The following is a 24,029-nucleotide window of genomic DNA, read 5'->3' on the forward strand; positions in this document are numbered from 1 at the left end:
GCAACCCGTCCAGATGCGGGAACAGGACCCTCGTCGGTCCAAGATCAGAACACCCGCGACATGATGAACTATCAACCGCCCCTTCGCATCCCGAACGGGGTCAATCACGAAATCTGTGCCAGATCCACGATTCAACCGAAGTTGACAAACTGGACAAACAGTTCAGTGGCCCGATCAGGGGTATTCGTACCTGAGCGTTCACTAACCGACACTGCCACCATTCTCGCCGCCGCTGTGCCAAACCGCGTCGCGATGACCTGGCCAGTGCCAGTGGTACGTCTACGCCAACGACTGTGGGCATGGATAGCACCGCGGTCATGCCCGACAGCCAGCTGCCGGACATCGATCTGCGCCCGGCAGTTGGCGATGCTCCACACACACTGGTGCCGGTGGGCACTGTGCAGCGACTCGGATACACGATCGAGCATCATCGTGCGCCCCGATGCGAACGAACTTCAGGTTGGGGCCATCACCGACCCACCGACGCAGAATGGTGAACCAGCCCTCCTGCATAGGCTCTTTCCTTCACACGTCCTGACCTGCGCAGATGCTCGTCGTATTCTCTATAGTGAATTGCGAGTGGATGCGATCAGCCGAGCAGTCGTCTGCAGGGCCCGGGCACCGATGAGGTGGTCGCGACCTCGCTGGACGCCGCGCGTCGACGGGTACATCGGGTCGGGTGCTCGCGGGCTGGCTATCTGGACCCCTACACCGCAGGCGCGCCGATCCTGGTCGTCCTGGGACCACTGGACGCTGAGTTCACCAGATCGCCTACGCCACACCGATGACTATGCAAGCAGCAAGCCGCGTACGAGGAGTGGGAGAACCACCATCGAGCGCACAGGACAAGGACACGAATGCCTTAGTCGAGGGCGAGGAACTGGCTGCCGCAGCCGAGGCGGGCGAGCTGGTGTTCGGCGAGACGATCGACGCCGACACGATCCTGCCTTCCACCGCCGCCGACGACTCCTCCGTGGTAACCATGGTGCGGCTGAGGGCGGGCCAGAGGAAGCGGGCAGAAGCGGAGGCGCGTAAGCGCGGCCTCGACCTCTCCGAGCTTATTCGGGGCTGGGTCGACGAAGGCTTGGCCGAGGTCGAGGATGACTACCAGGTGTCGGCCGCTGACCTGAAGCGAATACTCGCCGGGATTCGCCGTACCGGGTAGGCGGAGCGAGTCGTCGTGTGAATCGATACCACCCGGCCTGGGCCCGCTGCCGAAAGGATGTAGGTCAGTTCTGATCTGCGGCCGATGAGTGTGGCCACATCCCGTGGCAGCGTTCCGGTCACGGTCGGCCGCGCCGGAGGCTGCTGCGCTACCGAGTAGTGAATGGAGATATCTCGGCCGACTTCATTTCCTACGGGGTGACGGTTTCGGCTTGGATGTCTGGTCTGACATTGCCTCGTCATGACCCGCCGGACTACCCCGAGTCGCCGACGGCCACCACAGCGACGGCGATAGAATCTGCGGCTAGGGTCAGCCCGGCGCTACCCAGGAAAGGATGCAGATGGTATGGGCGGTGTCGTTGCATCGGCAGGGTTCGCCTATCAGCACGCCCAGGCCGTGCAAATGGCCTTGACCATTGCCACAGACCCCAGCCTGCATGCCATCCGCGTCGAGGCGGAGAACGACATCATTGACGTCGAAATCCGTTCGCAGGATGGACATCTTGTCAAAGGTTCTCAATTCAAGCTGCGCAATCAGAGTGATACCTGGGGTCAACAAGAGCTCATCGACGAGCTGGTTCGCTGGTCGGGGCTGGCGGGTGATAATCCCGGGGCCACCTATGAATTCGTTACTGACGGGCGGCTCGGCCCGACGGGCGTGAAAGTGCGCGATGCGCTGGAAAGGGCCGCGTCGGGCGACCTGCACGATATCCGCCAGCTCATCGCCGGTAAGACGGGAAGCGTAGTCGTCAGCGATGAGTCCCTGATGCGCGCCTCTATTCGCGCCGAAGGGCTAGCCTATGCCGATCTCATCGACGCGGCGCAGACGCGCGCCAGGGCGCTCCTACCTAACGTGACCAGCACGGCCGAAGCTGAAGAACGGGGTCGTTGGGTTGTACTTGAGCTGGTCAACACGGTTACCGAACGCAGCGGCTTGGCCGACGACGCCGCCCGGATCATCACGCGCGACGAAGTGCTCGCGTTGCTGGCAACGCCGCAAGACCATATACCGAGCACGCAATGGGATGCCTCGCTCAAGAGCAAGTTCTGCGCGTCGGTCCTCGCACGCCTTGACGTCTCACCGGTCGAGCTGGCGTGTCGGCCGGACTTTGCCATCGGCATCGGGTCCGCGGCCGAGCCGCAGCCTCTGGAGAACTGGGCACAAAAAGATGCGGTCCGCTTGTTGGCTGGGGCATCGGGCAGCGGGAAGTCCACGGTCGTACTCGACATGCAGCGCCGCGCGGCCGAGCGCGGCGCGGTGGTGATCGCAGTCAGCGCCGAGGATTACATACCCGGCCGGCTCGCGGCGCTGGTCGCAGGAGGGCTTAACCGGCACACCTTCATCGGTGCTCATCCCGCAGTGGGTACCGCAGCTTTGGCCGACCCCGACGTCGTCATCGCCGTCGACGGGGTAACCGAGATCCCAGCCGGGACGCGGGAGGAGCTTGAGGATGAGTTCAAACAGTTCCTGACGGCGGACCGACGTGCCGACCTGGTATTGATCGGGCGCGGGCTCACGGCTATGCGCGCCATGCTTACCCGCTCGGTCACCACCACCGACCTCATGGTCTGTCCGATGTCTGAAGACGAGCAGTGCCAGATCGTGGAGAGCTTCTATCAGCTAGAGACCGATACCGCGCAGTGGCTGGTTCGTCAGGTCGATCATGTGATGCACGAGGCGGCGAGCAACCCTCTGATGCTGCTGCTGGGAGCCCGGGCGATTGCGTTGACGGGCACCGCGTCCAGTCCCGCCCTGATCTTCCACACGGTGATCGCGAATATTGCAGAAGAGCGCGGTTACCCCGACGCCAGCGTTCTTATTGCCGGGCTCGGGATGGCCTACGCCACACTCCTCGACGGGCAGAAGCGTTACTGCGACACCCTTGAGTGGGGTTCGCTCTTGAACCAATCCGCCCAGCGGCTCACCGACGCCGGCCATTCGGTGACCGTGCGGCGTCTGCGTGAATTCGGTTCTGAAACAGGGATTGTCCGGTCGGCACCCTTCGATACGGTTCGTCCGATTCACGACTCGTTTGCCGATTTCCTGGCGGCAGTAGCGTTGAGCCGTTCGCTTGCGAAGTTGCCCGACCGGCTTGGTGAACATGATCGGGCACGGGCTCGCTTCTTGGCTCAACTCTCCGGAATAGCTGTCGAGTTGGCCGATCGACTCACCCGGGATCTGCCCTTCACCGCGGTCAACGTCGCGCCCTACGAGAGGCGGCGCCTGCCCGAGGATGCATGGTTCGATGAGACCAAGCGGCACCTGGACCACCTGCTCCCTACCACCCAGGCCCGTCCGACGGTCGCCTACTGGCAGGACACCAACGGACGGGTGGTGGCGACCGTCGGAGCAGGCGTCGAAGGTTGGTTGGGATGCGCCGCGCCCGATCGCGCCGTGTTCGAGGCGGGATGGACATTCCCGCTAAGCGACGGGCAAGGGCCGTTGACGGTCGCAGTCCGCATTTGGCACCGCTGGCTTGAACAACATCTCACCGCGCCCGCATTGTCCGGTGTCCCTGTGCCGCAGAACCTGCAGGAGTCGCGCGCGATGCTCGCGGCGCACTCCACCGCGCTGCTGCAGCATCGTCTCGATTTGTCCTCGCAGATGGGACTCCCAGGTTCTGATGGCGAAGCGTTGACAGCGGCGGCGTCTCAGCAGATCCAGTTCGCGATCTCCGAGCACCATGTTGACGAAGAACGAGACCGCGGTGTGTGGTTCCGTGAGCTCGCCGAGCTCACCGCCGGGGAGGAAGTCCTTGTCGGTGAACTCTCCGACCATGAGGGGTGGACCGGTCGCGGCCGTGTGGACTCATTCGTCACCACCAGTGCGGCACAGCGCGCATCTCGCGACCTCCAGCGGATTATCAACGCGATGGTGGGCAGGACTTGGCTATGATCCTGGTTGCCGACATGGCGAAAACCGTTGATAGACAGGGGTGAATCATGTCGACTGAAGACGTCTGGCCTGCGGTGCAGGCACTGGCTGCGACGTGGTCGGACAGCCCCTTAGTCCACACTTTCCTGGCACGCCATCCCGCGCATAACGACAGTGACGATGCCGTCACCGAGGCACTGCGGAACGTGCAGGGCGGGGCCACCGTGCTGACCGAGACACCACTATGGACGAGCACATGGGAACAGGTTGCCCAACAGATGCCGTTGGTCCATCTCACCGGCGAAGTACGCGACTACCTGCGGACGATCGCGCCGCTCGGGCATGCGGTGGAGTCGATGGTGGGATGGGTGCGTAGCCGACTGCCTCTATACCCTGCCATCCCCGTACCGCAGTTCTCTCCGCGCGGCTATCGGCGATCGCCCGAATGCTGGCGGCGGCTGCCCTGGAGCCAGCCGATCCTCCAAGCGAACCTGCAGGCCGAACCGGCGCCGCCGTCTGTGGCGGTCATGCTGGGACTCGACAGCCATGAAGTCCTCAGTAGCGCACAGAATGTCGTGGCGGCGTTCACCAATTCCGCCGAATGGCAACGCTACGCCGATCTCGCCGCAGCCTTGACCGAACAAGATCGGCACGTCCTCGACGACGCACGGCACCGTGTGGGGGTGCTGCTCAATCCGCGTCTGGTCGGCGAGTACGAGCCCGCACGCAACGAACGGCGCAACCAGTACCGCCAGCAGCGTGTCGCCGAGGTCGTCGCTGAGCTGAACGGTCGACCGAAGGAACTGGCCGACGCGTTCGATGCCATTGACGATCTGATCGACCGTGCGCTCGTCAACATCCACGGGCAGCTGGTTGTTCGCGGTGACGTTCCATTGATCCAGCCGATCAATCTTGAACTGGACGGGCTGCAGGCCAGCTTTGAGTTCGACGGCGACGAGGCGTTCAACGTGGGCGAATCCGTCCGTCTTGACGATCCACTGGTGATGGGCGCTTACCTAATCGAGGACATGGGGTTCAATTACGGCCCGTTCGAAGGCAGCAGGATGTCGTACACCGCTCAACACCTGCCTGCCACCGGGAACGCTTTCCAGGTGAGCTGAGCAGCAGCCCTACTGTTGCCCGCGCTGGCGCCCCCGGGTGGCTGTACGGACGCTGTAACAATGCCGACGCACGGACGGATAGTCGCGACCGACCGTCACACTGACGATTCCTCCTCGACTTGTTGTGCTGGGCCGGGGTCGGACGCAGAATGTCGCGACACAGCGGGCCGTCGATCCGGCACCGCCCGACCGCGACCGCGGCACCGACTTCCGCGCACCCCCAACGGATCGCCCCGCGTAAAGCCTTACCGCACACAGTTTCCAGAGTCGTTGTACCCCGGGCACATGACGGCGCAGCAGCCGGGCTTCGACCTGGGCGTCGACTGCTCGAACATGGGCTGCCACGCTTCCGCCTGCGCCACGCGCCGCGGCGGTACAACCGCTGCGGTGGTTCCCGCAACGATTCGGCCGGCGAAGACGTCGTCGAAGGAGAGGTCGTTGCGGCGGTCGCCGCGCTGGGGCGGGGTCGGCCAAGTTCGTCCGCAGGATGGCGATCACCTTCGGCCTCACCGTGCTCAACAAGCAGCGCCGAATCTGGATCCGGCAGTGGTGTTCGCGGCAGGCGGTGCCGCTAACGAACGACGAGCAGCCGCAGGCGGAGCGCCCGACCCGACGTCGACAGGGCCGCTTATGCGCTTGTCGGTGTTTCAGTCGTCGCGGACGTCCGGCCCCGAAACTGGGACCGTCATCGGTGGCGGCGGTTTCCTCGGCGCGTGTCGAGTCGTTCCCTCTCGTTGTTTCGAAGCCATATCTTGGTGGTGAGCCCCTCCGCGTTCGCGCGGGCCGCTACACTTTTGGCCGCTGTTCGGCAATCGCGACACCATGGTTGCGACACGGCGAGATAAGCGGGAACCCCGTCACCATGTATGTACTCTATCCATTCGTCGCCGTGCTGGTCGGACACGTACCGGGGCGTAACTCGTCTACATGCGTCGAGGCTTGCCCAGTGCTTGACGGTGGACCCGGGAACCAACGATTTGTCAGGTAGCTGCACGCAGTAGATCTCGGCGTCGCCGAAGACATCCGGCGTCGCGTAGTGGTCCGCTACTCCACCGCCACACCGGGTGCAATGGCTCCTGTTTCCGAATCTCTTCTGTATCGCCTCTGCGGCTTCCGAGACCAGCGCGGGCATACGCGCCACGATATCCTCGCGGAGCGGTTGCGACAGCGGCGCTGTCGCGAAACCCCGCAAGTATCCGATCGAGCTGTCCAGCCACGGCAACCAGTCCTGGTGGGTCGGTGACCACTTCAAACGCCCCCACTCGTCGGGTTCGACCACGACTGCCCACAGCTCATCGAAGACGGCCGGAATATCACCGTTCCTAGGTCGCGGGTTCACTCTGCCGCCGTCGTTGGGGTCTGTCACTCGGTCGCTTGCTTTCATTGCTCCTCAATGGATTTCGTGGCCAGCACGTCTCGATTCGGTGGCATCGTCCCGTCGTACTTCGCCTTCGCTTTGCCAACCTGCCAGGACAAATTATCCCTGTCGGTATGCAGGGCGCGGGCCAGTAACTGCTCGCAGGGTGGGTCGTCATGATGATCTACGGCGGTAGTTGGGACTGATTGCCGGATTTGCCAGCCCGTGCCTGCGGCATAATAAAAGTGGCCAGCGTGCTTCTGATTGTCGCTTCTTGTTCTACTGGGTATCCACGAGCTAGGCAGGCGCGGGCAAAGTCGGCGATCGGTCCGTTGCCGTTTGTCGCGGCTAGGAGCCCGTCCTGACTCACCTGGCCGAAGGGTTTTCGGATCGGGTGTTCGGCGGTTCCAGCATCGAGCACGGTGACGTTGTCTGTGGCGGGCAGTGCGCCGATTATTCGGCGGGCGATGCGGATACCGCCGAGGTCGGCGTCGGTGGCGATGACGGTGGCCGCCGCGTCGACCGACAGCTGGCGGATCAGGCGCAGAGCTTGTTCCGAGGGTTGCCCTGCACACCACACCGTGGCGACGTCGGGCGCCATGTCACAGACGGCCTCAGCGGCCTGCAGGTTCTCCACGATAACGAGCAGCCGGGTGCCCGGGCCGAGATGGACGTCGAAGGTCGAACGTTGATCTACTCGAAATCGGACTGGCCCATCGACGGCGGCGAGATCAATGTTTCCGGCATCGGTCCGGATAGTGATCGATCCGCCCAGACCGATGTACGGACTACGACGGAGGCCCAGAGCAACCAGAGTTTCTGGTGCTGCCCCTGATCCTGCCAGCACCTTTGGCGCATCTTCTCGAAATTTCGTTTCACCGAAATGTGCCTGGCTGAACGCGCGGGGTCCGTCGTGGACGATGCCGTCGACCAGGTCTTCGGCGGCGTAGACCAGCACCGGCAAGCGGGGACTGTTCGGTCGGGCGGTGATCAGGGCTTCGGCCAACCCTGGGTCTGTGGCGGCTACTTGGCGCGCAACATCCTGGACTCTCGTCTGCCACAGCTGAGTGTCATCGCTCTGACGTATGTCATTGCGACGCTGATACTCGTCCCACCTCGACGTACGTTGCCAGTGCAGGATGTCAGTGACCTGGGCGAAGTCATCGACCGCACAAACCAAATCAACGACACCGGCCACAGCGAGGCGTATGGCGCGTTCCCGGGCAACTTGGCCGAACCGCTGCTCTATGGACGCCCAGTAACGCCGTTTGGTCCTGATCGCCCAGCGCAGATCCTCGACAGCGACGCCCTCGACAGGGGTACCCGGTCGTGGAGAATCGTTTGGGTGGCGGGCAGTCAGTCGCACGTGTGTGAGCTTGAGCCGTCCCTTTCGGTCGCGCGGCAGGGTGCCGTCCGCGCGGGGGATCGCCAGGGAGGTCAGGCCGTCGGGGACGCCGGAAACGGGGACGGGCGTGGCGATAGCTGAATCAGACAAGGCTGCGTCCAGCGGTGAGCCACTCGCGGACCAACTCGATGCGCTGCCCGTTGACGTCGTAGCCCCAGGCTCGCGTTGGCCGGTTGTATGCCTCGGTGGGCGATTGGTGGCAGAACCAGAGGATTTCGCCGCACACGCCCGCGGCGTCGCCGATGACGGAGTCCTGGCAGGTGCCCAGGATGGTCACTCGTTGTTGTGCGGCCACTTCGTTCAGGTCGCGCAGGACGTCCTTCCGGTTGACGTCGCCGAGGCTGTTGCCGAGCTCGTCAAGCACCAGCATGCGCCCCTCGGCGCCGTCGGCCGCGAGCAGGGCGGCGAGGACCAGTTGTATGGCGAACACTTTGACCTGAGCGCCGTTTGCCACCTCGCGATAGGAGACCATGCTTCCCGACGGAGAGCGACGCCAGCGAGGTGAGACCTCCCAGGTCCACGGCATGGTCGGGGTTGCCGGCCGAGTTTCGGTGACGCGCAGTTCGGCCCCGAAGCCTCCGCGGGCGCGATTGAGCCGGTTCAGCGCGATACTGATCTTATTGAGAGATGCCTCCACTCTGCTACTGATGACATCCTGAAGCCGGCCCATCTCGGCATCGAGGGCGTCGGTCTCGGTCTGCATCGCGCCAATTTGAGTCGCGCGCTGCTGTTGGGACCGATTGATCCTTGCCTCAAGGATCTGGTCGCTGTCGGCTCGTGAGTCGAGTAGGTCCCGCAGCGGCCTGGCTATGCTGGTGAAGTCCGAGTCTGCTCCCGCGACGCCCGGGTCGCCGTCGATGAGACGCTGGCGGCGTTGCCGTGCTTCCGCAAGTTCCGGCGGCACGTCGGTCGCCGCGTTGGTGTACGCGTCCAACGCATCCTTGAGCTTTTCCGCGGCGCGATGCCGCAGAGAACGCGTCCGCAGCGTACGAATCTGCTCGGGCTGGGCGTCCAGCAGTTCCTGCGCGGCCGAGGGGGTATCCGCCCATCCGGCCAGCCAGTAATCGAGATTCAGCTTGTCCCGGTCTTGTTGCCGCTGTTTGAGTTTGTTTTGAAGGGAGAAGATCTGTCCTTCGCACAGTTTCACCGCGCCGACGGCCAGCTCCACCTGCTGGTCGTGCCCTTGCTTTGCGGCCGTTGCCTTCACCCAGAGATCTTGGGTCTCCTCGACGGCGGCGTGCATGACGGCCAGTTGCGCATCCAAATCCGAGATCCGGTCGGCGAATTCGGTTTCCTGGGTCGCGAGCTGCCCCAATTCCTCAGCGGCGCAGGCTGCGGCGAGGATGTCCCGTGCCGCGTCCAGTGACAGTCGTGCGTACTCCTCGGCGTCTTTGCTGTGTGCCAACCGTTCTGTCGCCTTGGACAATTCGATTTCGGCCGAAGCGATACGGGCCGCACGACCGGCGATCTCTTCGGTGAACCCGCCCACCAGCGAGGTACCAAGCTCTGCATCGATGGCGCGGTCTGGATCGGGCCGGAACTCCGTGCGGTGTTCAAGGGTCCTGAGAAATTGCCGGACCGGGACAGTGGCCGAGACGCCGTCCGGAAGCTCGGCTGGTTGTTTTTCGAGTGGTCCGTCGGCAATCACGACTTCTGCCCCAGGCGTGGCCGCGAGCAGCATGAGCGCGTCACTCTCGTCCTTGCCCGGTGCGACGACGATCGTGTTGCGGTACGGCCACAATCGGGGTTCCCAGAGCGGACGTACCGCTGTGTCCAGGGTGATTTCGTCGAGCAGCAAGGCTGCGGGTATGTCGTTCGCCCGCAGCAACTCCAACGCGGGGCCGGCGGGCCCACCGCTACCCGACCGCGCGTCGGTCAGCGCTCGATCGGCCTCGGTAGACAACCGCTCCGCGTCGACACGATTTTGGCGGGCTTCCTCGACCAGTTCTTCCGCGGCGCGGACTTCAGCTTCTGCCTCCACAACGGTGATCCCGGTCCACGCATCCCGCAACGGCAGCAGCTCAACTCGTCTCTGCATGAGTTCACCGAGCTTGCTGTCGGCAATTCCGCGCAGCACGTTCGCGGTGTCGTATTTCGTCTGGGCCTCGCGATGTTGCTTCGCCGCGGCATTTTCCTGGTCCTGCAGGTTGGTTTGCGCTCGAAGCTCCTGGACTGCTGTCCGCTTGACCTCGACCTCGAGCTCGAGGTCGCCGATCTGCTGTTCGAGTTCACCGATCATCTCCGCGAGCGAGCGATCGGTGGCAGAGACATCCAGATATCCCCTAGCGAAATGCAAACGCCACATGTGTTCACCGTCTGCCAAATGCTGTCGTGCCAGGTTGCGGTGGCGAACCCCGTCTAGATCGGTCTGCTCGTTCACACGCGCCTGCGCATCCTCCGCTATCTTGTCGGCCAGCCGAACCTTGTGTTCGGCAAGTTTGCTGCGCTGCTCTTTTTCGGTCTCGAGCAGGCCCTGCCGACCGGTCAGCTCGATCAGGGCCTCACCGATCCGGGCTGGTGTCATCTCGGTCATTTGCTGGGACAGCAGGGAAGGGGCGGACGGACGCATCGGAGTGTCGAGGTAGGCCATGCATCGTGGCGCCTGCCCGTACAGCTCGTCGGCGAACCGCTTCGGTCCGAGCTCCTGAGTTCGTGGGAGCGCCTCCCAGAGGCTGTCGGCTAATGCGTCCCGTTCCAGGTCGGTGTCTGCGATGGCGATGTGCAGACCGTACGTCCAACGGACTCTGATGTATGGCGGGCCGGAGGCAATGCGTAACCATACTGTCAACGCCGTGGTCTGCGGATTGTCTGGTTCCGCGAAGACTCCGACGATGTAGCCACGGTCGGCTTGCGCGTACCGGTGTTGTGGATCGAGCCCAGCCGACTCCGGTTTGAACAGCAGGTTGGCGGCGTACTGGGAGCCGTTGGCCTCCAACCGCCATTGGGCTTCGCCCAGGAGCAGCGACACGGCGGCCAAAAAGGACGTCTTGCCCGACCCGTTGGAATCGCCCTTGGGTCCTTGGCCGGACACTGCGATGAAGGTCCCCGGGACAAGAGCGACCGCGTGCGTGGTCAATCGCGCGATATCGAATGTCTGGACCGCAACGAGGTGGCGGTTGCCGACGGTACCGTTCCGGTCCGAGTTCCGGCCGTCCATATCCAGGTCGATCACCGGGTCTCCCCGTTCTGCGCGGTCTGCTGTTGGCGCGTGAGCCGGCGCCGACGGATGACGTCAGCCATGACGCCATGGGGCTGTGCGAGGAGGATCATGTTTTCCCAGAGTGTTTCGGAGACCTGCGGAGTCAATCGCGCCAGCTGCGGTCCGGGCAGGATGCTGCGATGTGCTCCGTACCCCAGGATCCCGGCATCACGTAGCCGCTGAACGGCGGCGCGGACCTTGTTCTCCGGCACTTTGGACTTGACGAGTTGCTGTTTGGTCACCGGCTCCCCGTCTGTCCAGTTGCGCCCTCGAATCCGGCCGGCGGAGCGCGGAATGGCGACACTGTGCAGAAGTACTAGTGTGAGAACGGCGCGGTCGTCTGTGCGCAACACACCGATACCGGCCTCGGCCAGGCGTTGCCCGATGCGATCGTCGTAGCCGGACAGGTAGCCGCCGCCGATGCGAAGCAGGACCCGGCCTTGTTCACTGAGGCAACGCTCGAGGGTCGCGCGCAGGGATGGGTCGAGCAAGGCCCGGTATCCGCCTGCGGTGACCGGGCTGTCCGCGGTCTCCACCGCCGCCAAGGCGGCGAGCACGTCCACCTGCCGCGCGGGCGGGAGATCCACCAGAGGCAGCCCGGTCATCTCTCATCCTCCGATCGGCTGGTCGGCGTCAGCGGTAGCTGGTCGTACACAGCCCGCACTGCGGCCACCTGGGTGTCCGACCAGGTGGCCACCACCAGCCCCAGGCGAACATCGGTTCCTTCGAGGATGAGCAGGCCCGCTTCGTGCAGTCGGCGAAGCGCGCCCTTGCGATGTCGCCGACCTCCCTCGCCTCCTTCGACAGCTCCCTTGGTCAACGGACCGAGCGCCGCCACGGAGTCGAGGACGACATCCTCGTCGACCGCTATACCGGGAAAGGGGTGGGCGGACCGATCCGGCCAGCAGGCCCGAAGTGCCGCAGCGAAGATCAGGAGCAACACCGTTGGCGGCTTCGCACGTACCATTCCGGTGTCCGCCGCCGGTTCGGATCCATCGATCCAGCCCAAGGCGAACACCAACCGCCGGCCCGGCAGCGTCGCCTGGCACAAGCTACGGCCAGCGCGTTCGGCTGCCTCTCTCCACAATGCCACCGTTGTCGCGGCGTCCGGTGCGGGCACGCAGCCCTCCGCTCGCATTCTGGCCAACGCAAAGGCAGTCGACGACAGATCAGTCATGTTCCACCGCCTCCTCGATGATGTCCGCGACCACGATGGATGCGACGGAAAGGCTCTTGGTGCGCCGCAACGACACCGGCGTCAAATAGGAAACCGGAGCGTCCGCATCCACGAGCAGCTCGTCGCTCATCTCGATCTCGAACGGCGACTCGGGATCGGCGTGGGCACCGAGCAGTTCGACGAGCATATTCGCCGCGCCGGGCCACCCCGCCGCCCGCAACCGACTGGTCAGATCCGTCTCATTACTGCCCTGCAGATGAAGCTCAGCTCCACGGTCACGCCTTCGACGTGCGGCTTCCGCTCGCCGTTCGACTCGTTCCATAGGATCAGGTCCTGCAGGAGGGTCCGCCGGACGTGGAGGGCGGCGGCGCACTGCCACACGCGGGCGGAACTGCTGGACACCTTCCGCGACAACGGCCGGATCCAACCATGGGGTCGGCGGATCGAAGACGGTAGTGGCGAAAACCTCCGCGAGAGCGTCCAGCGGGGCGGTACGCGCAGCTTCCAGATATTCCTCCGGGTCCAATAGAGAGAAGTCGCGCGCGGCGGCGCCCTCGTCCAGCAACCGGCCGACAAACTGCTCACGGGCTCCAACATATCGCTGTGTCTCGACCACCAATCGGTACGCGTCCGGATCCAACTCCGGAAAAGCGACCCGCACCTGCTCATTGAGCTCGAATACGTCGTTCATGAGTGATGCGTGCCGATGATGACCACGCTGGGCTACCAGTTCCGACAAGGGGCTCGACGACACCAACCGAAGCAGGTGGTCGGCGGAGATGGTCATCATCCGCCGCGCCTGCCTCAAGCTGGCCCGCACCTGATCCCTGGTAGCCACTCCCGAGGTGAGATCGGCTCGGGTCCGGTCCAGCAAGGTGATGAGTTCATCCACACCGCCACGTTCGGCCAGCCGGTCGAACACCAGGATCCCGGCGGCGCTGGTGGGATTGAACACGTAGCGCTGCTGATGCAGCTTGTCGAAATGCGGCAGCAACATGCCGAGCCGACAGAACAGCTCGAATCTACTCTGGAAGATCGCCTCATCGGCGACGTCACGGCACGCATGTGCTAGCTGTGCCCGCGTTAGGCCCCCGGTGGCATCCAACTCGCCGAATGCCTCGTAGACAGCCCTGGCTACATCCAGCGTCCCCGGTTGGTCGACGACCGCGCCCGCGTTCGCGGCGACCGGCGCCACCAGAGCCCTGACCCGCTCGAGAAGCCCATCAGGCTCTGGATCATCCTTGTCGAACAGCGAATTCATTTCCTGCACCCCCGAAGTGGTAACCCCGCAAAACTTTACAAAAAGACACCGACAACAATCGAGATCGCTGCCCCGGTCACCGGCGCTACGCCAGTGCCTGCAAGCCGCTGGCCAGGTAGGCCTGCACCAGCTCGTCAGGTTCGCCCAGCGTCAACCATCGAGCTGTGGATCCGGCAGCGCGGCGCTCCGCCCCCAGGACGTCGTCGACGGCTTCGTCCACGGCTTCGGTGACGGCGTGCAGGTGGCTGATCACCATGACGAGCCGGTCCCCGTCGGCCTGGGTGCGCAAGACACCCAAAGCGGGCTCCAGCGCAGTGGTGTCGAGGGTCGCGGAACCCTCGTCGAGGAACAGCGAACTGAGGCGTGGCCCGCTTCGGTAGTGCAGTTCGGCCAATGCCAGCGCCAGCGCGAGAGATGCCAGGAACCTCTCACCGCCGGACACCCGGTTCGCGTTGCGGACGCGCCCGACGGCTGGATCACCATCGAGGCACTCTTTCACAGCATGCAGCGGAAAAGTCCTGCACCCCATGCACATGCCAGCAAGAACCCTCAGCACGAACCACTCGATGCGGATGGGACTGCTGAAAGACTGGTAACAGGGGGTGCCAACCTCTAGCTGTTCAAGTCCGACTGACGGTAATCCAAGGGCGACGGTCAAATTCGGTCAACTCGACTCGACTGTGTCCAGCAATGAGCAATCTGAGGCAACGCCATCGACTCACACGATGTCCTCTGCTGCAATCACTTTCGAAGGCCACACCAACTCAGGAGGCAAGCATGTGGCAAGAGATCGGCAAGACCGTCCGGACGGCAATCAGCGACTGGGGGACGACCTGGCGGCTGGCGGTATGCGTCTGCGTGTTGACGTGCTCGGCAGTCGTGCTGACCTGGACAGGTGCGCTGTAGTTCAGACGTGGCACCGCGGGTGAAGGCAAGATGTACTCGATGAGCACCGAAGCACGGTTGGAGATCAGTCGGTTCGCCGCGGACCTCACCAAAGTGCGCCTTGCGGCTGGAAGTCCCAGCCACAAACGCATCCTCACGCTGGCAAGAGGGCAAGCGACAGCCGCCGTGAGCGTCAACACGTTGAGGAATGCCGAGCAAGGCAAGTGGTTACCGTCGATGGCGACCGTCATCACCTACATCCGGGGATGTTACGCAGCCGCGGCCGAATCAGGTGCGGAGGTCGACCAGTCACGGTTCTCGGTACCGGCCTGGCAGGAGCGGTGGACGCGACTCAAAGCGATCCACCACAGCGTGCCCGCCGCGGCGGGCGAACTTCATGCCCCAGCAGCCACGTCCACCGATCAACACGGCGATGCCACAGCACCCGGTAAGGCAGAGCGTCCGGGGCAGATCGGAATGTGGCTTCCAAACCTCGAAAACATGACCTACCTGCTGCTGGCCGACTCGAAGCAGTGGCGGTGGTTCTCTCTTGACGAGGTCGCGAAGCTGGGGGACCGTTTCGTCCTCGCAGGCCGACTTGACCAACCTTACGGAATCGCCGCGCTTCTAGCCATGCTGCGCACAGCCCATGCTGACGAACAGATCAGAACGCTGTTAAAGCTCGACCTCGTCGCGGGTGTCGCGGTGGATGACGCATCGAACGTCACGCTACTGCTAGAAGAGCTTGTGGAGACGGGAGCAGACGAGCAGGCCACGGTATTGGCGCGCCGTGCTGCAGCCTCAACTCCGTTGTCTGATCTCTACTGCATTAACGCGATGCTGGCCGTGCTGCGAAAAGCCAGTGCTCACAATGCGATTTCCGTGCTCCTGGAGCGAGATCCGGCCACGAGTACGCCGATCGACGATGGGTTCTACGTAGCCGAACTGTTGGGGCAATTGTGGGAGATCGGTGCTCATCAGCAGGCAATGAAGCTGGCAAACCGATCAGTCACAGGCGTCGAGTTCGGCGACCAGGGAGAGGGAGTCGCCGTCCTCGTGAGAGCCCTTCTAGAGATTGGCGCAGACAAACAGGCGGATGAGCTATCCTGCCGCCCCGACTTCCTCAAGGATGCGCTCGACTTCGCCAACTTTCTGTGGTCTCTTCGAGAGGTCGGCGCGGACAAACAGGTCGCAGCACTGCTTAAGCAGGACCTCGCCGCATCGATTTCTCTCGACGGCGACATCTCCGAATTGGTGAGGTCATACTGGGAGGCGGGCGCGGTGCAACAAGCCGCGACCCTCGTGAATCGCGCTGCTGCGAACGGCCAGGATTGGATTGTCGCACAGTTCGAGATTCTTTCCGGCGCAAAGCTCACCGCTGAGAGGTCCACGGCGACGAAATCTAACCAGGTTTGATCTAGGCGTTCTTCCGATTCGAGTTGGCCTGCATGATCAGCGGGTGCATCTCCGGCGCGATTTCGCTGTCGAGATAACCGATGCGGTTACCTCAGACGATGAGCGCCACCGGTTTCGACTCCAACGCACTGCCCGGTTCGGGGACGGCTTCGACGTCGAAGATGACTCAGTCAGGGATATTGTCCAGCACTGCGTGGTTGTTGGTGTCGATATCGGCCTCGGGCGAAATCGAGCCGTCTAGCCACAAATTATTTAGTTGACGGCGGTAGTCGCTCCCTTGCGGAATACACGGCTGGGCCTGGCCCTTGGTGGTCTCGGACTGGTTGCTCATCTTGGAGTGCACCTGCTCGACATAGCTGTGGCATACACCCCCATCGGATCACACGAGCCGTGGCGAGGAAGCCCACTCGATGCCGGCGCTGCGAGAACTCCGCACCCGCTACCCTCTGGCAGCACCGCCGAGTTGCGGCTGTGAATCACCGGTCAGCGATGCACCACCGTCTTCGCTGCGGCCCAAGAGCATGTCTGTGGTGCGGCGGATCTCTGCCTGCGCGGCCGGCATCTGCATCATCGCTTCGGTGGCGCGACGGGTTATTTCATCTGTGTCCGCACGTCCCTGGAGCACCATGTCGGCGGCGGCCCGGCGGATCGCCTCCCGGCCGACGGGCGAGTGCACTATCTCGGTAGCGACTCGGTCGATCGCCTTCTGCGCCGCAGGTGTCTGTATAAACTCGTCAGCGGTACGTTTAACGATGTCGGCCTTCGCCTCAGAGGTTGGCATCTGGCTCATGAGCCGCTGGACTTCCGCCCAGAGACGAGACTTGTTGTCGAAGGGCCCAGCGTCGTTCAGAAGCTGGCGAATCTGCTGTGAAATTTGATCTCGGTGGATCTGGTCTCGCCGTGCTGCCTCTGGATCTGGCCACAGCTGTCGCATGGGGTCATCGGGAAGCGCCGTGGCAGAACTAAGCGTCAGCGTGACCTCGCCCTTGGAATCCAGCGTGAGGGCACCACTGAACGCGAGGTCTTTCTGATCGACGGCGAGGTCATCGTCACGGTTGGTGCGGACGTAGACCGTCGAGGCTGTGACAACGAACCGAGAGGTCCAGCCGCCTTCTTTCAGCCGGGCTCCTTCGTAGAACTGCCACGTGTCGACTACCGGACGAGCAGTAGTAACCAGACCCGACATTGCGCTCGGGTCCAACGCCGCTTTCTGGGGATCGAGCTGTATACCACGTGACTCTCGCTCGAAGACCTCCGTGAGCGTTTCGAAGCCGAGTTCATCGATCTGGCGACGGACCTCCGCAGGATCTACAGGCGCGAACTGTGCAGCGAGGTGCTGATCGATCCGATCGGCCGAAGCCACGTAGAACACCCGCTCCGACAAACCCTTCTCATCGAGCTCGGCGCGGAGATCGCGGTGGAAGGCCAGCGGGCACTCATCCACCTTCGGATTGGCTGGACCGAAGTCCCGGTGGTTCTCGCTGACGAACCAAACTTCCTGATCTGGGTTCGCGAGTGCGATGTCGATGACGGTCAGCCAGATGACGCTGTCGCGGAAGCAATCTTTGCTTTGGTTTGCGAACGGGGCGCGGCCGGCGATAGCCCGACGGACCATCGCTGTGGCATCGATCGACGGCGGTAAGGCCACTGTGGCGCCGATGTTGGCGATCCTTTCGCGCAGGGTCTCCTCGTACGAGTCGATCTGTTCGCGGATCCGGGCCCTCATCGTCGCCTGGTCTTCGTGTAGGTCGAACTCGCCAACCTTCAAAGCGTCGACCTTGTCGAGTTCGGATTGCCAGACACGGCGCACGACATTCACAGTCTCGAGCAGTGCAACTTCGGGGACTACGAGCTGTAGACCCCAGTCGGCACGGTGGTCGACAAGGGACTGCCATGCCTTGTTCCGCAGACGAGGAGACTTCGCCAGAATGCAGGCGTCAACAACGATGATCGTCACCTCAAGATTGTCGCCTGTGTGACGAAACTGGCCTAACCGGAGAGGGATTGGATGTCCGAATCAGGGAGAGCTGCGGTCGAGCGCTCACCAATAGATAACTCACAAGTTGGAAAGTCGCTGCAGGTCTCCGGACCTGGGCGGTCGGCGACTCGGGCCGCCTGCTTGTGGCCGCGGTAGACCGGCCCGGTGGTCACGGGCTGCTGCACGGAGAGTGACGCCGTGCCCTGCCCCACTGGGGGGCTTCCAGCTTGACCTGCCCCACCTGTTGGGTTCCAGCGTGACCTATCCACGCAGCAGCCTGCTGGGCGAAGACTCACCCAGCAGCAGGGCCAACCGCTACCTCCCGATCGCGCGATGGAGAGCGGCCCAGCAAACGGCGGTACCATCCGCCTATAACTGATAGTCGGCTTCGATCACCAGCTGACCATCCGATAACCGCAAGTCGTCCCCGTTCCCATGTTCGACACGCCCCGCCCTGGGCACGACGAATACGGGATCTGTGAACCGATCCGTGCGGGCGCACCGCAATCGTCAGACCGGATGGTTACCCACGATGACCAGACATTTTCCAGTTGCCCATGTTTGGGCGTCCTGCCGAGCGCCGGCACCTGCGACTCTCGCTGAATCCTCGCCGCGACAACTGAATTCATCGGAAGGACCTACACCTTCTCGACTTCCTGCCCGCTGCTGTCGGCCGAAAGATGCGGCAGGCCGGACGCATGAGATCGGCAGGCAACTGGCGATTACCCGATCGAGTCGAGATTTCCGCCCTTCCGGCGGAACATCGGGCATCCGCGACGGCCGGGCCGCGCGACAGCTGGCCGGTCTGGTAGGAATCCGGTCTGGTAGGAATCCTGTGCGTGGACGTCGGTGCCGGCTTGCCGCAGGACATTGATGACGAGAAGGGTACGGGCTGACTTCCAGCCCTCAGTCGCTTCAGGTCGCACGACAAATCCGTTGTAGTGCTGACACTTCGGACGTTGATGGGGCAAGATGGAACGAATCGTCGTCGCAGGTACCGAACCAATGGTAAGCCGGTCGAGCAGTCGGATGTGGTGGAGCGGAGGCGCGGGTGCTGAGTGTCCCGTCGTTCGAAGCGGCTGAAAACTCTGCGGCCCAACACATGCGCGCTCTCGGATTCCCCGATGCCAAGGTCACACCCCGCGGAGCCGATGGCGGGATCGACGTGACCAGTTCGCGGGCAATCGCTCAGGTTAAATGGCACATCTCCCCTACGGGCCGCCCCGATGTCCAAAAGCTGTACGGCGCCCGCGGGCGCAGGCATCACCTTGAGATGCTGTTCTTCTCCGCTAGCGGGTACACAGCCCAGGCAGTCGAGTGTGCCAACGAGCTCAAGGTCGCACTCTTCACCATTGACCAAAACAACGGGCTCATACCGCGTAACAAGCCAGCCCAGACCATGATGGCACGTGAGCGGCGCGAACAAGTGCTACTGTTCGTGGTCTTCTGCTTGCTGGTGATCCTCACCGTAATTCGCGAATTCCCGAAGCTTTCGGCATCTATCGTCTCGGCGACAGGTTGGATTGCAGGCGTGACACTGCTTATCCAGGGGCAAGACGCCCCTGCAACATTTTGGATGGTCCTCGGGGTCATCGGCCTCGGGTCCCTGATCATCCGCATTGCCTTGGATTCACGCCGAAACGCTTCCGGACTACAAAGATTCTGACCGGGATCGATCAGCATCAACCCCATCGGCGGCGAGGGTGTAGTGATCGCGGTGGCGTGCCCGGCCGTCCTGTGCGGAACACCTGACCTGGCAGGAAAGCCCTCGCCGGTCACAGCTAAGCCCTGTTGTCACACAAGGACCTGCCGCCACCCGGCGCGGCTCGCCCGCTGATCAGAAACGTGTCATCGCGGACTGGCGATGCAAGCGAAGAGATGGTCCCGAAAGCGAATCTAACTGGGTGCAGGGCGCTGGTGCTCGCCGCGCTCTCTCCTGCAGCTGCGTGGGCCAGGCATGAGATGCAATCCAGAAACGGAGACTCACGTTGATCACTGTGGACGGTCGCACCGACCCCGAGAAGTTGTTGGAGTTGCTCGCCAACGGTGCGGAAGACCGCGAGCTCGACTACAAGCGGTACCTGGACCTGTCGAGCGGGGCGGGAATGCACACCGTCGAGTTGGCCAAGGACTGCGCGGCGATGGCCGACCTCCCACGCGGCGGCTACATCGTCGTCGGCGCCGAAGACAATGGCGCTATCGCGGTCAATGCTTCTGACCCGCTCCAGAGCTTCGAGCAGGTGCGCGAAGTTTTCGGCCGGGGACAGCGCCCCGCGCCACAAACTCGAATGCGCCAACGCGCCCACCAACAGATGCGCATTCTTCCCCGCGCACCAGGCCGCGGGCGGGTTCGGCAGTTCGACCCAATCCCACTGCGTTTCCTCGCCAGGACGGTGCTCGATGATCGCGACATCGCGGCCCTTGGCCACGTGGCAGGGCTCGCAATGAGGCCGCAAGCCCAGCTGCCGGATGGCCAGGGTCAAGTACTGATAGGAGCCATCGAATCCGAGCTCAACCAGCTCGTCGAACAACGTCGATGCCCACAAACGCGGGTCGTCGGCCAACCGGATCCGGCAATAGTCCACAAATGGCTCGGTCACCCGAGGCGCTGTCCGTTTCCGGTGACCCGGGACACGCTCACCGTTCAGATGCGCCCGCACAGTCTTGCGGTTGACCCCTAGATGCCGAGCGATCCGTCTGCGGCGGCCATGGCCGCCTGCCACTCGTACAAGTCAGCTGTGTTGGCGCCCGCGTCGTCGTGTTGAGCAACAGCAGCGAGACTGTCGAGGTCATCGGCGCGAGTGGTCAGCGCCCACTGACGGAGGATCTCTGGAGTTGCCTCCATCAGCTCGGAGCCCCGCGAACCAACGGGTCCTGGGGTTGAATCCTCAAGCGGCACCCACCGGACTATACAGCTGGCCAGCCAGCCTCGTAGGGGATGTCGACGAGACGAGCACGAAGGCTCCAACGCTCTCGCCTGTAGAGCTTGACTGGCTGGCAAACACTTTGCGAACGACCAAGCGGCTAATTACTGGACGTCTTCGTAGGTCGTGATCAGTCAGCACCGCGAATCTTGGCGCGGTTCTCGTCGCTGTTGGCTGACATGGCATTTGGCAGGGCCAGCTAGATCGGTCCGATCTAGCCGGATCGGGTGTTTCGTTCGATATCGGCAAGCTTCGCGCGGGCGGCGTCCAAGCTGATCTGGAGTCTTTGGACTCCGCCGAGCCAGGGTCTGTCAGTCATCCGCGCAGAGGAGCCGCCCGTCGGCATTCTCGACTTCCTTGATCGCCAAGTGATGCTGCTATGCAGCGACCACAGGGGACAGCGGATGCACGCGTGCCCGGCTGGCTGTTCTCGGCGAATGTACTTTTCTGGCAGCGTTACTAGCGCTTGTGTTGACGCAGATAACAACTCCGGTGTGGGTGACGGCACTGGTCACTGGAGTCGCCCTTGGGTGGAGTCGGCTGCGCGTCGTGGACCGGCTGGCGGGCTCACGGCGCCGGTTCGAGTGGCGCGGATCCGTTGGGACGGACGTAGCATTGACTGCACCGGCTTTGGTTGACCCGCAGGGTTGATAGGTTCAGGCCGCGAGTAAATGCACCCAAACTGGGTGTCTTCCAAGCATTGACGGGCACCACGGCCGGACGCAATGCTTTACGCGTGGCGAGTAAACAAGATTGCGCACCGCATACCAGCGAGGACTCCCCCGAATCGACGCACGACCACAGAAATACGCTCCGCACGGGACCTCGGTCCGTGGAACGTCGCCACCTATCCACCGAAACCCGGTACTTTGCTCAAACGCATTACAGCGCAACGCACTTAAGCAAATCTGTAGCAGCGGGCGTCTGCCTCAGGGACGTGTCCGAAGGAGGCCAGAAACGAGAGAAATGTGTATGGTGATGGCATGTGCACACTAGCCGTGCACAGCTGCTGCAATTCCGGTGTACGACTCCCCCTCCGGACACCAGTGCTAACCCCACAGGGGGTGGCACCAACGATTGCGAGTTGCTGTTGGTGCTGGTAGCACACTTCTAAGGCCAAGGCTCGGTACAACCGGGCCTTATCGGCAGGATCTCCCGCAGCGAGCACTGCGCGGATGTCACCCAGCGAGTCGATCAACTTCCGGATCTCGTTTTCGGTGAGCCGATTGATCTTGGGCAGACTCTTCAACTCGGCTTGAGCTGCCGCTTTGTCCGCCTGTGCCGCGTTCATGGCCGTGACGAGGGCTTGCGGATCAACTCCTGCCTCGATGGCGGCGAGGTGACGCGCGAGTCGGGCATCAGCCTCCGTGATCCGTTGTCGAAGCGTTCGCCGCTGAACGTCGGTGTCATCGGTGTCTTGGGCGGCCAGAAGAGCCGCGATGGTCTTCTCGCGGTGATCGCGATCGAGCAGGCTCGCCAGCCAGCTGTCGATCGGCCCGACGACGACATCTTCGCGCAGGTTCACTGTCCGGGGATGGTCTTGCAGGACCGGACTGCCGGGGGCGATGGTCTTGGCGCGGCATCGGTAGTACACGGCGTCACGAACCAACTCCGCCTGCATCTTTCGACCACAGCCCGTGCAGCGTACGAGGCCGCTCAGTAGATACGGACGCAGACTACTGGATGCTCTGTTGCGTTCGAGCTTGGCGCGAGTGCGGTTGCCGCCGCCCGCCCGCTGGCGCCGCAGCAGTTGAGCCTGAGTGAAGATCTCTACCGAAATGATGGCCGGATGCGCGGGGCTTTTCGAGCGAACGATGCGATGGGTGGGCGAGCGCCGGAAACGCGTGATGTTACCGGCGGCAGCGTCGTCGGGATCGAGAAGTTCTTCGTGCTTGGTCCATCGCCCGAACACCGCATAGCCGGTATACCGGGGATTCTGGAGAATCGCGGCAACCGTTCCGGCCTGCCAACCGTCCTTGGCTCGATGCCGGTTCTGCTCCGGCCGATGCGCCGACGGACACGGCACACCCTCCCGATTCAGAGCGATGGCGATCGCCTTATCGCCACGGCCAACGAGGTAGTCACGAAAGATCCGTTGTACCACCGGGGCGGTACTCACATCGAGCGAAAGGATCCGCAGCTTCAACCCATCCGAAGCCCGATTAGGGTTCGGGTGCGGCGGGCCGTCCACCACCATGTACCCGTAGGGCGGTCGGCCTCCTTGGTGTCGACCTTCGTTGAGCACTTGAGCGTCCATGCTCGCTCGGGTGCGCTGCTGAACATGCTGGCGCTCGGACTCACTCAGCCCGCCGAGCATGCTCATCATCATCGAATGCGTGACATTGCGTGCGTCGAAACGCCCGCCGAGTTCCGGCACCCACACCTCCACTCCATGCGCTTGCAGGCGTGGCGCGACCAAACTGAACTGGTTGCCGAACCAGCACCGAGTGCCCTCACCGACAACGATGGCCGTCCACCCTCGGCCCGGATTTTTCAAGTCGGCCAGCAGCCGTGCGGCTTCCCGGCGGCGATGCCAGGGCACCGACCGCGACTGGCCGATGTCGAAGTAATCGGCGACGATCGACGCTTCGGACACGAACTTCTCCGCGTTGCCCCGCTGCCACCGATACGAGGTCTCCGGATCCTGATTGTCCTCGGTCGAGCAGCGCCCGTAGAACGCGAACCGTTGATCACCGGCGCTTTCGACGGTTTCGGGGACCAGTCCCAGCAGTTCGTCGAGGACGGCCCATTCGTTGGGTTCGGTCGGCATCGTAGTCCTTCTCGCCGGAGTGTTCGCGGGAATGTCGAAGCAGAAGCGCAAGCAGTGCCGTGGCCGCGTCGTCGGTCAGCGCGGGTGGGCTGTCGGGGCAAACCACTTCGATGATGCCAGGCTCGTCGCCTTCTCGGTTAACCCCCCGATTGCTGGCTTCAGTAGACATGCTCGGACCCCGAACTTTCAACCCCCTGCGCCGGGCTGAAGATGGCAGAACGCGCGCGATTGCCGCGGAAGGCTCGGCGCATGTCCGCCGAAAGGATGTGCGGACCACCCGCAGCAGCCCGCGGTCGTGAACCGATACCCGATGCCAGCCGATCGAGCGCCAAACACTCTGTCGTGCGGTATGTTACGGAAGAAGGCCAAGGATGCGGCCGAACCTCGTCACCACGACTGCGAGGCGCTCTCGGATAACTTGAACGAGCGCGGATATCAGCACCAACCAGTGGCGAGCCTACAAACTTGCGGCGCACTCGGCTGAAAGTAATGCAAGC

Annotated in this window: 17 protein-coding genes; 7 read left to right on the top strand and 10 right to left on the bottom strand. The window is 63.2% G+C overall.

Going from position 1 to position 24,029, the window contains the following annotated elements; translation table 11 throughout:
- The first annotated feature begins 784 nt into the window (after positions 1-784).
- From M8859_RS35360 to M8859_RS35370, 3 genes are all read left to right on the top strand, one after another.
- Positions 785-1,165 (top strand): hypothetical protein, encoded by a 381-nt coding sequence (locus M8859_RS35360; protein ID WP_249645561.1) that lies wholly within the window; start codon positions 785-787, stop codon positions 1,163-1,165.
- A gap of 345 nt (positions 1,166-1,510) precedes the next feature.
- A complete protein-coding gene (locus M8859_RS35365) occupies positions 1,511-4,060 on the top strand; it encodes an NACHT domain-containing protein (RefSeq protein WP_249645562.1) in 2,550 nt (849 codons plus the stop codon).
- 47 nt (positions 4,061-4,107) lie between these two features.
- On the top strand, positions 4,108-5,160 hold the full coding sequence (locus M8859_RS35370; RefSeq protein WP_249645563.1) for a hypothetical protein: 1,053 nt from the start codon (positions 4,108-4,110) through the stop codon (positions 5,158-5,160).
- 1,541 nt (positions 5,161-6,701) lie between these two features.
- On the opposite strand, the gene M8859_RS35375 is transcribed toward M8859_RS35370, so the two are convergent.
- The 6 genes from M8859_RS35375 to M8859_RS35400 all read right to left on the bottom strand — a co-directional run bounded on the left by M8859_RS35375 (position 6,702) and on the right by M8859_RS35400 (position 14,058).
- On the bottom strand, positions 6,702-8,012 hold the full coding sequence (locus M8859_RS35375) for a DUF2399 domain-containing protein (RefSeq protein ID WP_249645564.1): 1,311 nt from the start codon (positions 8,010-8,012) through the stop codon (positions 6,702-6,704).
- On the bottom strand, positions 8,005-11,094 hold the full coding sequence (locus M8859_RS35380; RefSeq protein ID WP_249645565.1) for a coiled-coil domain-containing protein: 3,090 nt from the start codon (positions 11,092-11,094) through the stop codon (positions 8,005-8,007). The genes M8859_RS35375 and M8859_RS35380 overlap by 8 nt, the downstream gene beginning before the upstream one ends.
- Positions 11,091-11,726, bottom strand: a complete 636-nt coding sequence (locus M8859_RS35385; protein WP_249645566.1) for a hypothetical protein — start codon at positions 11,724-11,726, stop codon at positions 11,091-11,093. The genes M8859_RS35380 and M8859_RS35385 overlap by 4 nt, the downstream gene beginning before the upstream one ends.
- Entirely contained in the window at positions 11,723-12,088 is a 366-nt protein-coding gene (locus tag M8859_RS35390) for a hypothetical protein (protein WP_249645567.1), read from the bottom strand. The genes M8859_RS35385 and M8859_RS35390 overlap by 4 nt, the downstream gene beginning before the upstream one ends.
- A gap of 202 nt (positions 12,089-12,290) precedes the next feature.
- Positions 12,291-13,559 (bottom strand): hypothetical protein, encoded by a 1,269-nt coding sequence (locus M8859_RS35395; protein WP_249645568.1) that lies wholly within the window; start codon positions 13,557-13,559, stop codon positions 12,291-12,293.
- An 85-nt stretch (positions 13,560-13,644) separates the two neighbouring features.
- Positions 13,645-14,058: an SbcC/MukB-like Walker B domain-containing protein gene (locus M8859_RS35400; RefSeq protein WP_249645569.1), complete on the bottom strand. Its 414-nt coding sequence runs from the start codon at positions 14,056-14,058 to the stop codon at positions 13,645-13,647.
- Positions 14,059-14,336: 278 nt separating this feature from the next.
- Between M8859_RS35400 and M8859_RS37095 the strand changes: the two genes are divergently transcribed.
- Positions 14,337-14,465, top strand: a complete 129-nt coding sequence (locus M8859_RS37095) for a hypothetical protein (protein WP_283780374.1) — start codon at positions 14,337-14,339, stop codon at positions 14,463-14,465.
- 39 nt (positions 14,466-14,504) lie between these two features.
- Positions 14,505-15,860, top strand: a complete 1,356-nt coding sequence (locus M8859_RS35405) for a hypothetical protein (protein ID WP_249645570.1) — start codon at positions 14,505-14,507, stop codon at positions 15,858-15,860.
- 166 nt (positions 15,861-16,026) lie between these two features.
- On the opposite strand, the gene M8859_RS35410 is transcribed toward M8859_RS35405, so the two are convergent.
- Together M8859_RS35410 and M8859_RS35415 are read right to left on the bottom strand one after the other, a co-directional pair.
- Positions 16,027-16,191, bottom strand: a complete 165-nt coding sequence (locus tag M8859_RS35410; RefSeq protein ID WP_249645571.1) for a hypothetical protein — start codon at positions 16,189-16,191, stop codon at positions 16,027-16,029.
- A gap of 108 nt (positions 16,192-16,299) precedes the next feature.
- Entirely contained in the window at positions 16,300-17,817 is a 1,518-nt protein-coding gene (locus tag M8859_RS35415; protein ID WP_249645572.1) for a PIN domain-containing protein, read from the bottom strand.
- 1,072 nt (positions 17,818-18,889) lie between these two features.
- On the opposite strand from M8859_RS35415, the gene M8859_RS35420 reads away from it, so the two are divergent.
- Both M8859_RS35420 and M8859_RS35425 read left to right on the top strand, forming a co-directional pair.
- Positions 18,890-19,504: a restriction endonuclease gene (locus M8859_RS35420; RefSeq protein WP_249645573.1), complete on the top strand. Its 615-nt coding sequence runs from the start codon at positions 18,890-18,892 to the stop codon at positions 19,502-19,504.
- Positions 19,505-19,835: 331 nt separating this feature from the next.
- Positions 19,836-20,519: an AlbA family DNA-binding domain-containing protein gene (locus M8859_RS35425; RefSeq protein ID WP_249645574.1), complete on the top strand. Its 684-nt coding sequence runs from the start codon at positions 19,836-19,838 to the stop codon at positions 20,517-20,519.
- Here M8859_RS35425 and M8859_RS35430 read toward each other — a convergent pair.
- Positions 20,516-20,683 (bottom strand): hypothetical protein, encoded by a 168-nt coding sequence (locus M8859_RS35430; RefSeq protein ID WP_249645575.1) that lies wholly within the window; start codon positions 20,681-20,683, stop codon positions 20,516-20,518. The two genes, M8859_RS35425 and M8859_RS35430, sit on opposite strands and share 4 nt — an antisense overlap.
- A gap of 977 nt (positions 20,684-21,660) precedes the next feature.
- Positions 21,661-23,532 carry a recombinase family protein gene (locus M8859_RS35435; RefSeq protein ID WP_249645576.1) on the bottom strand — a complete coding sequence of 624 codons (1,872 nt, stop codon included), beginning with the start codon at positions 23,530-23,532 and terminating at the stop codon, positions 21,661-21,663.
- Between the last annotated feature and the right edge of the window lie 497 nt (positions 23,533-24,029).

Source organism: Nocardia sputi, from assembly GCF_023501985.1.